Below are 14,627 nucleotides of genomic sequence, written 5' to 3' on the forward strand. Positions count from 1 at the left end.
CTTTTTATAATCGTATGCCCTTCACATCTTTGATGCGGCGCAGAATCGTTTCGCAGGTTACATGCACCAGCCCGGGCAGTTTGTAGACCACGTCGGTGATCAGGTGTTCCAGTTCCCCGTCATTGCTGACCACCGCGTGCGCGTGCAGCTTGGAACCGCCCGTCATCAAATAGATCTGGGTGATGTTCGGGGTCTGCTGCAGTCGCGCGATGGCCTCCTCAACGCACTGGGGCTCCAATTCCAAATCCAGATAGAGTGATACCGTGTTCTCCAGTTTCGCAAGGTTGATTACCGTGACATACTTATCGATGATGCCGGCCGACTCCAGCGCCTGCACCCTTGCCTTTGCGGCCACTCGGGAAAGGCCCACGGCGCTGCCGACGTCGACATAGGACATCCGAGCATTTTCGGACAGCAGGTCCAGGATTTTTTCGTCAATTTCATCAAGGTCTTTAAAGCCTTTAAACATATGCATTTCTCCTTGAAATTCAGTGATTTTCATTATATTTCATCTGGTGGGTTTGTGCAATACGTAAATTATCATTGGAAATGGAATAATCCTTGAAAAAAGCTTGCAATTTATTTTAGAAAGTTATAGCATAATTTATGTAAATAATAATTCCTGTTTTGATTTTCAATCGAATAAGTTACCAGACGTTCTGAAAGTAATCCGAGTTTCATACCATATGGTTTTCTTTTCATAGTCTCTTCGCCGTGTAGTTTTGTGTAGGAGGTTCTTTATGAAAGATTTTATTGAAACAACCTGGACGTATTTTCATGAGCATCCTGAACTTGGCTTTGAGGAATTTGCAACCACAAAGCACATTGTCGAGTTGCTGGAGGGGTTTGGCTATGCGCCAAAGGTGTTCCCCGCAGGCACGGGAGCCGTCGCGGTGCTGGACTCCGGCTGCCCCGGCCCTGTGCTGGGCCTGCGCGCGGACATTGACTGCCTCGCGTTCACGACTGACGGGAAGGTGGAGAAGTACCACGCCTGCGGGCATGACGGCAACATTACGATGCTGCTGGCTGCGGCCAAACAGCTCAAAGAAGATGGAATCAAAAGGGGAAAGGTGTACTTTATTTTCCAGCCTGCGGAAGAGACCCTGAAAGGGTCCTTGTCCGTGATCGAGAGCGGGTACATCAGCGATATGGAGGAGATTGTCGGCATGCACCTCCAGCCGGACCAGGAGGAGCAATACGGGCATGCCGCGCCCCGGCTGCTTCATAAGTCTTACGGCCGGGTGGAGGTCACTGTCCATGGGCGAAACGCCCATGCCTCCCTGCCTTATCTTGGGATCAATGCCACGGAAGCCGGCGTCCAGATTGTCAACGCGGTCAACTGCATCCGCTGCGACGCCCGCTCACCCTATTCGTGCAAGGTCACAATTTTCAAGGCGGATGGCAGCAGCCACAATACCATCCCCGATAAGGCCCTGCTGGTATTCGATATCCGCGCGGATACGAACGATACCATGTCACAGATCATGGAAAAGCTGAAGATTGCCGCGGAGCACGCCGCCGCCTCGGTGGGCGCGACGGCGGAGATCAGCGATGAGGTGATCTGCTACTCCGCCAGCTATGACCCTGTGCTCTGCGACGAGGTGAAATCCGTCCTGTGCGATGTGCTTGGCGAGGAACAGGTGCGGGATGCCTGTCCGGCCACCACCTCCGAGGATTTCCATAATTACAGCAATCAGATGGGGGCTAAAGCTGCCTATATCAGCCTGGGCGCCTCCTTTACTCCGTTTTTACATGCCAACCATTCCTTCTTCAATCATGATGCGCTCCTCAGCGGCGCTAAGATATGGATCGGTGTTGCACACAAGCGTCTTGGATAGTCAACGGTACGTTTGGTTCGATGCACAGGCAGTGATGCCCGCCGGTTCAACGTTCTTGAAACGCCGCTCGCCGCCTGTGTTGAGATAGAGAGATGGCAAATAGAAAGGGAGGGTGTATCTTATGGAAAAGGAAAACAAAAACAAGCAGAAGCCGGGATTTTACGCATTGTGTTTCAAGGAGTTCAAGTTCTGTGCAATTGCCGCAAGCGTCTACATTCTGCTGAGCTGCCTCATCTGCTGGATCCTTGGCTACAGCCAGGGCGGCGAGGTGGCATTCATCGCTGGGTTCCCCGCATGGGCGGTCTTTGGCGTGTTCATTCCATGGATCTTAATGGTGATCCTTACTGCCATCTATGGCTTTAAGGTCATGAAAGGGGATGTGGAATAATGAAGATCGAAGTTGCTCCGATTACAAAGATATTGTTCTTTGCCTATTTTGCAGTACTGATTTTAATTTCCGTCTATGCGTACTATAAACGGAAAAACAGCAAGAACTTCCAGAACGAATACTATGTTGCCGGCCGATCCTTTGGCCCCTGGGTGGTTGCGTTCCTCTGGGCCACCTCCTGGACCAGCGGCGGTACGTTCATCGGCACGCCGTCTGTGTACTATTCCTATGGCTGGTGCACCATCCTTTGGCAGGCCGGCGCAGCAATCCTGGGTATTTGCGGCATGCTGATGATCGGCAGACGCATTTCCCGCTTTGCCTCCGACAACGGCTGCGTGACGCTGCCCGACCTCTTTGCAGAGCGGTTTGGCAGCCGGTGGATGGGAATCATCGCCGCCTGCTCCATCATTGTGTTCGGCGTTGCGTACATGGTCTCCCAGTATACCGCCGCCGCCCGGATCATCGAGACCTTCTTCGGGTTTGACTACACCATGGCGATCCTCCTCTTTGCAGTGGTAACCGCAATCTACACCGTCGTCGGGGGCATCCGCGGCGTTGCGTACAACGCGCTGGTACAGGGCATCATCATGCTGGGCGGTTCGGTCCTGATCTGCGGCATCATGATCAGCAAGGCCGGCGGTATTTCGGCCATTACCTCTGCCCAGATGGCTTTGGATCCGGCCCTGCTGACACCTCCGGGACCCAACAACTACCTGCCTTTGGCAACAGGCTTCTCCACCTTCTTTACCTTGGGCGTGGCCGTGATGGCGCAGCCCCATGTGGTGACGAGAATCTTCACTGTGAAAGATACAAAGTCCCTCAAGCGTGCCGGCGCCCTCATCAGCATCATCTGCATGGTGTGGTTCTTCTCCCTGTTTTTCAGCGCCCAGGCCGCCCGTGCCCTGATCCCCTCCCTGGAAGTGCCGGATCAGATTTTCCCGACCATCGTCCTCACATACTGCGGTAAGTACTTGGCCGGTATTTTGATGTGCGCGCCCTTTGCCGCGGTGATGTCCACCGTCTCAGGGCTCATCCTCACCGTGTCCAGCGCCATCATCAAGGACATCTATCAGCGCAGCTCCACCAAGACCCTCAGTGACAAGAGCCTGAAGGCCACCACCTACATCGTTACGCTGGTCATCGCCATGGTCGTCATGGTCCTGTCCCTCAATCCGCCTGCCTTCCTGCAGGATATCGTCATGTTCGCCGTCAACGGCTACGCGGCATCCTTCACCATGCCCATTATCTTTGGTTTCTTCTGGAAGAGGACAACCTCCGCCGCGGCCACTGCCGGTATGATTTCCGGCTTCCTCACCCTGATCGGCCTCTATGCGCTGCCGATCACCACCAACCTGCTGGGCTTTAACCCCCTGATTTGGGGTATGCTGGTTTCCGCAATCGTCATCGTCGTGGTCAGCAAGAGCACGAAGGTGACCAATCCTGAATTGGTGGAGGCAATTTTCAGATAAAATTGCCGATCACCGTCAGAGAGGGGGACTCTATGGCAAATCACATTTGTACCACCGACCGGATTACAAGCATCATCGGCGAAGGCGTTGGAAAAGAGGTCTGTGTCTCCGATGGAGACCTGCTTGTTGTCGAAACAGCTCCTGGCTGCTGGGGCCCCATGATCACGCCCAGCGTTTCGGGCGGCCATGAGATCACGGGACCGGTCTGGGTCAAGGACGCCGAGCCCGGCGACGCGGTGGCCCTTACGATCGAACAGGTCGAAGTGCTTTCTTCCGCGACCTCCTCCGGCACCGGACGCGTAAACCCGGGCTTTTTCGACAAGGACCCATCCGTCAAGGCAATCTGTCCCTTCTGCCACATCAACAATCCGGAGACGGAGCTGAGAGGCACGGGAGAGGAGGCCGTCCGCTGCAAAAAATGCGGCAGCCCCATCCTGCCCCAGACCTTTGAGAACGGATACACGGTTGTCTGCGACCATGAGAGCGGGCTGGCAGTGGTGGTGGACGGGGAAACGGCCCAACAGATCGCGCAGGATACCCTGGAGGGGAAGCTCTATCTGCCGAAGGGCGCAAAGCAGCATCTGGCCACGATCCTTGGACGGGCTGATTTTTCCGGCCTGGTGGTCCGTTCCCGCCCGATGGTGGGGAATATCGGCTGCTCGCCGTCGGGCCGGATCCCTGCCTCCAAAAACGCGGGGGACTGCTACCTCTCCGTCGGGAATACTGATCTCTTCGCGCCTGTGGGCAAGGAGCAGATCACCGATGCCCACATGGACATCAAGTCCGTGGGGGAGGGATGCGTCGTCATCAGCCCGGTGCTTGTGCCGGGTGCGGGCGTATACGTTGGGGATGTGCACCTGACCCAGGGCGACGGCGAGATTGCCGGCCATACGCTGGACATCTCTGCCCGGGTGAGCGTCCGCGTGGCGCTGATCAAGCACCTGAACATCGAAGGACCCATCTTGATCCCCTCCGTTTCCGAGCTGGACAGCCGGTTTGTCCCATTCTCCGATGAGGAGTATGACCGGGCGGACAAGCTGCTTGCCCGGTATGGGAAGCGCCTGCCGGTCCGCAATTACCCCATCCAGTTTATAGGCTCCGGGTCAAATATGAATGAGGGCATGGAAAATGCGTTTGACCGCGCCCAAAAGCTCACGGGCCTTCCCCGGGGAGAGCTGATGAACCGCGCCACGGTCGGCGGCGAAATCGGCATCGGAAGAACCAGCGGGCTGGTCTATCTCACCATGATGTTGGAGGAGAAGACGCTGGAAAAAATGGGACTCCTCAAATTGGTATTGGCGCAGTATAATAAACAGTAACCGGTCGTTCGATCTTTTGATTCGGGATACCGCGATCTCAGGAACCTGACGCGACCCATGGGGCTGATTAAGAAGTAGATATCTTTTTAATCAGCCCCTTATTTTTTGAAACCGATGAGCCTTGCACAAAATCTGACACAGGAGCAGCGTACAATGACAATTTCTTTATCAATTCCATTATGGATTCTATCGGCCTTCCCAATCGTCTTTCTGATTGGCGTCATGGTGGCACGCAATTGGCCGGCCTCCAAGGCTGCTCCGGTTACCCTGTGTATTACGATCGTATCGGCGGTCGTTTTTTTCCGGATGAACCTTCCGGCTGTTGCGGTCGAAAGCGGCAAAGGCATATGGAGCGCTGTCAGCATCCTCTTGGTGGTATGGCCTGCGTTGCTGCTCTATGAACTCTCCACCCAGGTCCAGGCGTTTCAGGTGCTGCGCAGGAGCCTGGACCGCTTTACCGCCCACAAGCTGATGCAGATTGTGCTCCTGGGCTGGATCTTTCCAAGCTTTTTGCAGGGGATCACCGGCTTTGGCGTTGCGGTGGCGGTTGGGGCCCCGCTGCTGGTCAGCATAGGCGTTGCTCCGCTGTGGTCTGTTGTCATTGTCCTTCTGTGCCATTCCTGGGGCGGGACGTTCGGCACGCTGGCGATTGCCTGGCAGGCGCTGCTGACCCAGGTAAATGTGTCAGAGGACACTGCGGCTATGGCCGCTTTGATTGCATGTATTTTGATCTGGCTGTACAATTTTGCGGCAGGGGTGCTGCTGGCCTGGTTCTATGGGAAATGGGCCGCTGTGAAAGAGGGCTTTCCCGTGATCCTTCTGATCAGTGTGATCCAGGGCGGCGGCCAGCTCCTCTTTTCCCAGATCAATTCCACCATTTCCTGCTTCCTTCCGGCCTGCATCTCAATGCTTGTGGCGGCAGCAGCCTGCAGGACGCCGAAATATCATCGCAAGTGGGAGCTGGAGAGCGGCATTATGACCTCCGCGCCTGAACAGAGCACGGATGGAAAAACCATCTCCTTTCTTCAGGCCCTGTTTCCCTATATCGTTTTGACGGTGCTGGCCATCGCCTGCCTGCTCATTCCACCCCTCAACCAGCTGCTGAAGCAGTGGCGGGTTGGCTTCCCCTTCCCGGCAAGCATCACAGGATACGGGTATGAGACGCCGGCGGAGGCTTGCTTCTCCCCCCTGACGCCGCTGACTTTCGCGGGCACGTTCCTCATGTTCTCGGTGGTCATCGGGTGCCTCTACTATGGAAAAATCGGCGTAATCACGGGAAAGAGCCTGGGACTGATCTGGAAACGTACCGTTCAGAAGGCCGCCTCGTCCTCAGTTGCCATTCTCTCCCTGCTTGTCCTGTCAAGGATCATGAGTTCCAGCGGGCAGATCTATGTGCTCTCCCGCGGAATCGCGCAGATCCTGGGCTCTGCCTATCTTTTTGTGGCGCCGCTGGTTGGAATGGTGGGAAGCTTTGTGACAAGCAGCAACATGTCTTCCAACATCCTCTTCGGCAGCTTTCAGACGCAGATGGCCGAGTTCATTGGACTGAACGCATCCCTGCTCATGGGGGCTCAGACGGCTGGCGGGGTGATCGGCACTGCCTTTGCCCCGGGGAATGTCATCCTGGGCACCTCCACCACGGGGCTTTCCGGACAGGAGGGGAAGATCATCCGGAAGGTGCTCCCGGTGGCGTTGGCCATGGCGTTGATCGACGGGCTGCTGATTCTTGTTTTCGGAAAATGCGGATTCCCATTTGGCACTCTGTAGGATAAGTGGTGCACACGTCCGGAAGGTATTTACCTTCCGGGCGTTTTCGCCTTCAGGTTCGGGGGAAACCCTATGCGCCTCCGGCCGCCGCGCTCACAATGTCCCCAGAAACCCAATCGGGTGGATGATGTGATCCCTCTGGGCGTCCAGGTCCAGCGCAGGGTCGATCAGCATAATGCCCCGGCGGATGCTGTTGTAGCCGTATTTTGTGCGGATGCGGTCTATGGTCCGTTCCAGCTCCATGTGATGCTGGGACCGGCTGTCTTCGGGGAAGAGGGAGAGCTGGGGCGCCTCATCCTCCAGCTCCAGGTCGCAGGCCCTGAGGGAAAGGCTGCGTACTGGACGCTCCGGGCGGTTCCGCCCGTAAAGGCGCAGCGCTTCCTGTACGATGTCCGTGCAGCTGTTTGTGGGCCGCGCCAGCTTTGACTGCCGCTCATAAAAGAAAAGGGCGTTGTCCCGGACGCCAAGCTGTACCGTGGCGCAGACGCTCCTCTGCGACCGGAGGCGGGCCGCCACGCTCTCTCCCAGAGCGTAGAGGGTGATCTTCACGTCATCGTCCGTGACCAGGTCGCGTGGCGCTGTGGTGCTGTTGCCGATGGTCTTGATGGGCGGCACGGAATAGTAGGGGGAGACGCTGGACTGGTCCTGGCCGTTGGCAAAGCGCCAAAGCATGACGCCCACTTTTCCAAAGGCCACCTGAAGGAGCTCCAACGGAGTGCGTGCCAGCTGGCCGATGGTGTGGATGCCGTATCGCGCCAGCTTTTTTGCGGTTGCGGGCCCGACATAGAGGAGATCACCGACGGGGAGCTCCCACACTTTTTTCTGATAATCAGTCCGATCGATGACTGTTGTGGCGTCGGGCTTTTTGAGGTCGCTGCCCAACTTGGCAAAGACCTTGTTGAAGCTGACCCCGACGGAGACGGTCAGCCCCAGCTCCCGGCGGATGCGGGAGCGGAGGTCGTCCGCGATCTGTTTCCCGCTGCCAAACAACGAGGCGCTTCCAGATACGTCCAGCCAGCACTCGTCCAGGCCGAAAGGCTCCACCTGATCCGTATAGGAGACATAGATCTCCCGCGCCAGGGCAGAATAGTGGAGGTAGCGGTCATAGTGGGCGGGGACAAAGACGGCCTCAGGGCATTTTTGCCGGGCCTGCCAAAGCGCTTCGCCGGTTCGGATGCCAAATCTTTTGGCAAGGTAATTCTTCGCCAGGACAATCCCGTGCCGCAGCTCCGCGTCGCCTGAGACCACCACGGGCCTGCTGCGCAGGGACGGATCATACAGGCACTCCACACTGGCGTAGAAATTATTCATATCTGAATGCAGGATGACCCGCTGCACGTCCTCACCACCAAACAAATGTTCTATCAATATTGTATGGTAAGAATGGGAGACGATCTACGAGTAAGTGCTGGGAAAACAGGGAGGAACTGGTCTTGCGTCAGGGAGAATTTGAGGGATGGTATTTTAAACAGCAGCAGTGCGGGGGGAGTGCGGTGGCCTTTATTCCCGCGCATTTTTGCGGCCGGGGTGGGGAGGAGTCGGCATCGCTTCAAATCATCACGCCGCAAAGGGCGGTCAGCGTCCCTGTTCCCGCCTCCGCGTTCCGGGTGCGGCGGCAGCCATTTTCCGTTCAATGTGGGGGTTGCCATTTTGGGTTGGATGGCTGTAAACTGGATTGTACAGCGGCCGGTCTCCCGCTGAAGGGGGAACTGCGGTATGAGAACCTGGCGCAGCCCAGGTGGGATATCATGGGCCCGTTCCGGTTTGTGCCGTTTATGCAGTGCCGGCACAGCTTGGTCAGCATGGCGCACCGGGTGACCGGGCAGCTTTCCTGGGGAGCGGACCGGCTGGATTTTGCAGAGGGCCAGGGGTATATCGAGGGAGATCGGGGCAGGTCGTTTCCCAGGCAGTATCTCTGGACCCACTGCGGCTGGGATGGAAACAGCGTGATGCTGTCCATTGCGGACATCCCGTTTGGCCCGTCCCGCTTTACCGGCTGCATAGGAGCGGTATATTTCAAGGGGAACGTGTATCGCTTTGCCACGTACCTTGGGGTGCGTCTGGAGCACGTGGACAGCAGAGGGGCCGTCATACGCCAGGGAGAGCTGTCTATGCAGGTGACGCTGGAACAGGGGGATGCCCTGGACTTGCAGGCGCCGACTCGGGGAAATATGGAGCGGATCATTCGGGAGAGCCTCACCTGCCGGGTTCATTATCAATTGCGAAGAGGGAGCGAACTGCTCTTCTCAATGGCCAGCGACCAGGCCAGCTTTGAATCAGAGTGGGAGGAATCGCATGTGCGGACGATATAGCCTTGCCCCGGAAGAGAGCCTTGAGATTGCAAAGATTGTGCAGCAGGTGCAGGACAAAATTAAGGTGGGAGAGATTTTCCCCACCAATGCAGTGCCTGTCTTAATGGAGGCGGGAGAAGAGCTGGCGCCCGAGGTGATGAGCTGGGGGTTTCCGCGGTTTCAGGGGAAGAGCGGCTCGATCATCAATGCCCGCAGCGAGACGGCGCTTGACCGACCCATGTTTCGAAAGTCGGTGCTGGAGCGGCGGTGCGTGATCCCTACCACCGGGTTTTATGAATGGGGGCCGGGAGCGGGGGGAAAGAAGCGGAAGTACCGCTTCAACCTGCCGGGAGAGCGTGCCCTCTATCTGGCCGGATTGTGGAACGAGTTTGCAGGGGAGCGCAAGTGCGTGATCCTGACCACGGCGGCCAATGCGTCGATGGAGGGCATCCACGATCGGATGCCGGTGATCCTGCGGCGGGAGGAGGCCGGGCCTTGGGCAAAAGAGATTATGTCCGCCACAGAGATCCTTCACCGGGTTCAGCCGCTGTTGGAATACCGGGAGGAGTAGGCCGGATGGACGCTGCCCAGCCGATCAGAAGCTTCAAATGGCACTTCCTTCTGAGTGATCAAAGACGGCTTTCTGCAGTTAAGTGAGTTCGGGTGATAAGATAAAAAATAGGTGAGCCCTATATGGACTCACCTTTGGTTAGAATGCAGTTATAGTGTGAAGTGTGCCTGTTCTTTTTTCATTGAAGTAAAACCACCTAAGGCCTTTTGATGCACCGCGCAATACGTGTTGGCGAGAGGTCTTGTATCTGTCACTTTTTATTGAATGGAACAATTATATTTGTTATAATAACACAGAAGCAAATTAAAATTAACCGAGATAATATAATTTTATGCAAAATGGAAGATAGAAAATGAAAAAAAGAACAATAAACGAAAGTATCATAAAAAACGCCCTTGATGTGATCTTTGAGCAGAACGACGCTGTTTCTGCAATTCATACTGTTCTTGAAATGATAGGCAAGCATTTCAGAGCTGACCGTGCATACATTTTTGAGGATAACATTGATCATCTTGGCAGCAGGAACACCTTCGAATGGTGTGCTGGGGGGGTCGCTCCACAGAAAGATGATTCTCAAAATGTAAGGTTCAAGGATATTTTAGGTTACCCGGTATCTGAACTATTCAAAGAAAATAGTGTCTGGTATAGATCGGATTTTTCAAAGATGGAGGATGGTCCGCTAAAGAGACTGCTTTTAAAGCGGAATATAAAAACAGCAATTCTCGTTGCGCTATTTGAATATGGCGATTTTGCAGGATTTATTGGTCTTGATTTTTATGATGCACCCAAAGAACTGGCAAGCGAGCAAATAGAACTTCTTCGGGTTATGGCAAAGATTATTTCTTATGCAATATCAGGAGCAAAATATACTGAGTTGAGAGGACTTGCGTCTTCATTGCAGGAAAAAAGCAGGGACCTAAAAGATCAGCTTTCCACAGAAAGAAAAGCATTTTTTGATGTCATGGGGAATAATGCCTTGTTTACTGTGCATTCCGACTTGACAGATGGGCTAATCATTGAAGATATTCTTGCGCCGGACGGAAGCAGCCTTCTTGCTGCCCTGGGGTTCAGTGTTCCTGCACCTTACGATGAGGAGGGGCGTGCTTTCATTGAGGCCAATCGGGTTGAGATGATTACTCCAAATGCCGCCCGCTGCTTTCAGCACGAAGAGGCAATGAAGATATTTTATGAAGGAATAGGTTCCGCTCCATATGACATTTATATTGGTTCTACCAATATGTATGTTCGTATGAATGTTATTTTTTATAAAAACCAGGATAACGGGCATATCATGTGCTACTGCATGTGTACGGATATCAGCGAACAGTATATAGAAATTCAACAGCTTAAAAAATTGGAAGTAATCAATGAACAATTGAAGTATGAATCAACGCATGACGGAAACACAGGGTTACTGAATAAGTCAGCTGCCAAAGATCAAATGGAAAGCTGCATTAATGGCAAGGACGGCAAAACAGTGGCATTGATTCTGATAGATATTGATAACTTCAAATCGATCAACGATCATTTTGGCCATACTGTTGGAGATAAAGCGATTCTCAATGTTGCCGAAATAATGAGAAGCCGCTTTCGGCAAACAGATCTGTTAAGCCGTTTTGGCGGAGACGAATTTGCCGTTTTCATAAAAGATGTCTCAAAGACTTCCTGGCTCATGGATAGGATTGAGGACTTCTTGTCCCATGTGACCGACCTGACGATAGAAAATAATCTGACCATTCCCTTGACCTGTAGTGCTGGGATAGCCATTGCCCAAAATGGTGAAACGGATTTCAATACACTTTATCGTCACGCAGACACAGCACTGTACTTCTCAAAGAATAATGGAAAAAACAAATATTATGTGTATTCAGAGGGAATGTCGTTTGAGAATATGCCCCATTAAAAAATCAACCGGCACACGACTATCCCAAATTGCAAAGTGGCGGCTAAACAAAGCCGCTGCTTTTTTCTTAGGAAATGACAGGATGGATCCCAGTCTGCCAATGATAGGTTCTTGAATAAAATGTCGATAGACACAGATATAGCAAAAGACCGCCGACTTTCGTCGACGGTCTTTTAATGGTCGGAGTGCAATTATAGGACTTGGAGAAATCCAGTCATATCATTGGTTTCGATGCAATCGGCAAGCTGTATTCACTTTTTCAACTCATCTGCAAGATGCTGAAGTTCCTTTAAGCTTTCTATCATTTCTGATGGATTCTTTCCCTGGACCGACGACGTTAAAAGTGTTGTCAAAAATTGGCTTCCAATCTGATTAACCACTTCGTCCTTAGCGGTTTCTTTTTTTGCCTCCTGCTGAAGTCTGAAAAGTGCAATTTCTTTCTCAGTCTGTGCTTTTATTATTTCCAGTTCCTTTAATGTCTCGGCATTAACTCTTGCAATTTCTTTTGCGGTTTCTTCTCTTATCGATACAATTTCTTTTGCGGTTTCCTCTTTGGTTTTCTTTATAGTATTTCTTGATGATATAATTGCTGTTGAAAGACTAATAATAAGCGGAATAAAAATTGGTAATATCCATTTCAAAGTTTCTTCCATTTGTGTAACCTCCTTAAAACGACTTTATTAAACAAATTATACCAGATAATATTAACCCTGTCACATAATTTTGCTTTCGCGTGAAGTTATAGGACTTTACCTTATTTGCCGATTTGTAATCCCATATAAATGTAGGCAAAGCAAAAGACCGCCGACTTTCGTCGACGGTCTTTTCAATGGTCCGAGTGACTGGATTCGAACCAGCGGCCTCTTGAACCCCATTCAAGCGCGATACCAAACTTCGCCACACCCGGATGCAAAGGTAATATTACCACACCCGGCAGCGCTTTGCAAGGGTATTTTTTGCTGTGTCCTATTTTTTTACCGGACTCAGTTGGTTGTAGAGTGACAGGGCCTCTTCATAAGTCAAATTCTTATCCCCGGTATGATTGAACCCACTGTTCTGGGCATTGTTCGCAAAGACATAATAGGAATACAGGCTGCCGTCAGAGGCGTCCGTACTGCTGTACAGCGCCACATTGCTCATCGCCACAGAGTATTTTCCCGTATCGACTGAGTAGGAGATCGCCGGAACCTGCTTATATGCCCCGGTGCTGACGTCGTAGGTGGACCAGACGTATTCCACTCCGGCAGGGGAGGAGCCTGTCTTATTATTTAAAATCACCCAGGACTGGATGGCCAGATCGGGATATCGATCCATCGCTCCGGTCACAGTGGGAGCCCAATTTCTTCCGCCGGAATCCACCCGTGTATTGCTGGTGGAGTCCGTCCATTTGCTGTTCATCTCGCTGTTGGCGTCCAACACAGCCTGCAAGCCCTTGGCAAACTGATCCACCAGCAAGCTGCCGTCCACCTTTTTGGTATGCTTGGAGCAGACCACCAGACAGGCATCGCCCGTCTGCTCCACGGAATAGGAGCCTCCGCCGGGGCAGGTGACGCCGCGATCCGCGACCATTTGATTAAGCTCCTTTAGAGACACTGCGCTGTTCTGAAACCGGGATAAGGTGACCTCCTGGCGCAGTGTCCTGCGGTTGGCCGAACAGACTACCTCACGGGTAGTGTCCATGCGGTGGGCAAACGTCGGAACCGCAATCGCCGCCAGTACAGCAATGATCGCTACAACAATCAGCATCTCCATCAAAGTAAATCCCTTTTTCATTGCTGCACCTTCCTTTCAGTAACATATTATTCCATATTTTGCAGCATGTCAAAGGATATTTATCGAATCTGCCCGTCTCCGTGAATCAAATACTTATAAGACGTCAGTTCCCGCAGGCCCATGGGCCCCCGGGCATGCATTTTTTGGGTGGAAATGCCGATTTCCGCGCCCAAGCCGAACTCACCGCCGTCGGTAAACCGGGTGGAGGCGTTGACGTAGACAGCCGCCGCGTCCACTTCAGCACTGAAGCGTCTGGCGGATTCGGGGTCCTGTGTGACGATGCATTCGCTGTGGTGGGTGGAGTATTTTGCAATGTGCTCCAGCGCCTCGTCCAAGCTGTCCACCACCCGGGATGCCAGTATGTAGTCGTTGAATTCATCGATGTAATCCTGCTCTGCGGCGGGCTGGATGCCGGGCAACAGGGCACAGGTGCGCGGGCAGCCACGCCACTCCACGCTGGCCTCGTCCAGCCTGGCCTTTGCGGCAGGCAGGAAGGCCGGGGCTGCGTCCTGATGCACGAGAACGGTTTCCAGGGCGTTGCAGACCGACGGACGGGAGCACTTGCCGTTGAACAGCAGCTCCACCGCCATGGCAAGGTCGGCGCTTTGATCCACATAGAGGTGGCAGTTTCCGGTGCCGGTTTCAATGACCGGCAAAGAGGCGTTGTCCAACACGCTGCGGATCAGCCCCGCACCGCCTCTGGGAATTAAGACGTCGATATAGCCCCGCAGCTGCATCATCTCCCGGGCCATCTCGTGGGAGGTGTCGTCCAGCAGCAGCATGCAGTCCGAATTCAGGCCCGCCTGAGCCAGGGCATCGCGCAGGATGGACATCAGCGTCATATTGGAGCGGAATGCCTCCTTGCCGCCCCGGAGAAAGGCGGCGTTGCCGGATTTGAGGCAGAGCGCCGCGGAATCCACGGTGACATTGGGACGTGCCTCATAGATGATGCCGATTACGCCCAGGGGAACCCGCACCTTTTGAATTTCCAGGCCGTTGGGACGGTGCACCGTTTCCATCACCTCGCCCACGGGGTCCGGCAGCGCCATCACGTCACGAACGCCCTTTGCCATGGAATCGATGCGCTCGTCCGTCAGCGTCAGCCGGTCCACCATGGTGGGGCGGACGCCGTTTTGCTCCGCCTCCGCCACATCCTGGGCGTTGGCGGCAAGGATTTCCGCCCTGCGGGCTTCCAGCGCGTCGGCAATGGAGGCAAGGCCCCGGTTTTTTGTCTCCGTGCTGTAAAGGGCCAGTTCTTTTGCAGCCGCTTTCACGCGGCCCGCCAGTTCATGCAGATGATCCATTCCG

13 protein-coding genes and 1 tRNA gene are annotated in these 14,627 nt (G+C 53.9%); 8 read left to right on the top strand and 6 right to left on the bottom strand.

Going from position 1 to position 14,627, the window contains the following annotated elements; all coding sequences use genetic code 11:
• Nucleotides 1-4: 4 nt before the first annotated feature.
• Nucleotides 5-469 carry an Lrp/AsnC family transcriptional regulator gene (locus H8790_RS05040; RefSeq protein WP_187333838.1) on the bottom strand — a complete coding sequence of 155 codons (465 nt, stop codon included), beginning with the start codon at nt 467-469 and terminating at the stop codon, nt 5-7.
• A gap of 271 nt (nt 470-740) precedes the next feature.
• Between H8790_RS05040 and H8790_RS05045 the strand changes: the two genes are divergently transcribed.
• The 5 genes from H8790_RS05045 to H8790_RS05065 all read left to right on the top strand — a co-directional run bounded on the left by H8790_RS05045 (nt 741) and on the right by H8790_RS05065 (nt 6,781).
• Complete coding sequence (locus H8790_RS05045; RefSeq protein ID WP_187333839.1) at nt 741-1,838, top strand: amidohydrolase; 1,098 nt, start codon at nt 741-743, stop codon at nt 1,836-1,838.
• Nucleotides 1,839-1,959: 121 nt separating this feature from the next.
• On the top strand, nt 1,960-2,226 hold the full coding sequence (locus H8790_RS05050) for a DUF997 family protein (protein ID WP_187333840.1): 267 nt from the start codon (nt 1,960-1,962) through the stop codon (nt 2,224-2,226).
• Nucleotides 2,226-3,695 (top strand): sodium/pantothenate symporter, encoded by a 1,470-nt coding sequence (locus H8790_RS05055; RefSeq protein ID WP_187333841.1) that lies wholly within the window; start codon nt 2,226-2,228, stop codon nt 3,693-3,695. The genes H8790_RS05050 and H8790_RS05055 overlap by 1 nt, the downstream gene beginning before the upstream one ends.
• Nucleotides 3,696-3,727: 32 nt before the next feature.
• Nucleotides 3,728-5,014 carry an acetamidase/formamidase family protein gene (locus tag H8790_RS05060; protein ID WP_187333842.1) on the top strand — a complete coding sequence of 429 codons (1,287 nt, stop codon included), beginning with the start codon at nt 3,728-3,730 and terminating at the stop codon, nt 5,012-5,014.
• A gap of 153 nt (nt 5,015-5,167) precedes the next feature.
• A complete protein-coding gene (locus H8790_RS05065) occupies nt 5,168-6,781 on the top strand; it encodes an L-lactate permease (protein WP_187333843.1) in 1,614 nt (537 codons plus the stop codon).
• Between the two features lie 93 nt (nt 6,782-6,874).
• Here the strand turns inward: H8790_RS05065 and dinB are convergent, their stop codons facing one another.
• On the bottom strand, nt 6,875-8,119 hold the full coding sequence (gene dinB / locus H8790_RS05070) for a DNA polymerase IV (protein ID WP_187333844.1): 1,245 nt from the start codon (nt 8,117-8,119) through the stop codon (nt 6,875-6,877).
• A gap of 410 nt (nt 8,120-8,529) precedes the next feature.
• Between dinB and H8790_RS05075 the strand changes: the two genes are divergently transcribed.
• The 3 genes from H8790_RS05075 to H8790_RS05085 all read left to right on the top strand — a co-directional run bounded on the left by H8790_RS05075 (nt 8,530) and on the right by H8790_RS05085 (nt 11,546).
• A complete protein-coding gene (locus H8790_RS05075) occupies nt 8,530-9,093 on the top strand; it encodes a tocopherol cyclase family protein (protein ID WP_187333845.1) in 564 nt (187 codons plus the stop codon).
• The gene (locus tag H8790_RS05080; RefSeq protein WP_187333846.1) at nt 9,077-9,643 is read left to right on the top strand and encodes an SOS response-associated peptidase; all 567 of its coding nucleotides are present in this window, start codon (nt 9,077-9,079) and stop codon (nt 9,641-9,643) included. Before H8790_RS05075 ends, H8790_RS05080 begins: the two co-directional genes overlap by 17 nt.
• A gap of 352 nt (nt 9,644-9,995) precedes the next feature.
• On the top strand, nt 9,996-11,546 hold the full coding sequence (locus H8790_RS05085; protein WP_187333847.1) for a sensor domain-containing diguanylate cyclase: 1,551 nt from the start codon (nt 9,996-9,998) through the stop codon (nt 11,544-11,546).
• Nucleotides 11,547-11,797: 251 nt separating this feature from the next.
• Here the strand turns inward: H8790_RS05085 and H8790_RS05090 are convergent, their stop codons facing one another.
• The 4 genes from H8790_RS05090 to H8790_RS05105 form a co-directional block, all read right to left on the bottom strand.
• Complete coding sequence (locus H8790_RS05090; protein ID WP_187333848.1) at nt 11,798-12,199, bottom strand: hypothetical protein; 402 nt, start codon at nt 12,197-12,199, stop codon at nt 11,798-11,800.
• Nucleotides 12,200-12,376: 177 nt separating this feature from the next.
• A tRNA-Pro gene (locus H8790_RS05095) sits at nt 12,377-12,453 on the bottom strand.
• 59 nt (nt 12,454-12,512) lie between these two features.
• Entirely contained in the window at nt 12,513-13,319 is an 807-nt protein-coding gene (locus H8790_RS14035; protein ID WP_187333849.1) for a prepilin-type N-terminal cleavage/methylation domain-containing protein, read from the bottom strand.
• 59 nt (nt 13,320-13,378) lie between these two features.
• Entirely contained in the window at nt 13,379-14,623 is a 1,245-nt protein-coding gene (locus tag H8790_RS05105; protein ID WP_187333850.1) for a glutamate-5-semialdehyde dehydrogenase, read from the bottom strand.
• Between the last annotated feature and the right edge of the window lie 4 nt (nt 14,624-14,627).

The organism is Oscillibacter hominis (assembly GCF_014334055.1).
Lineage (GTDB): Bacteria > Bacillota > Clostridia > Oscillospirales > Oscillospiraceae > Oscillibacter > Oscillibacter hominis.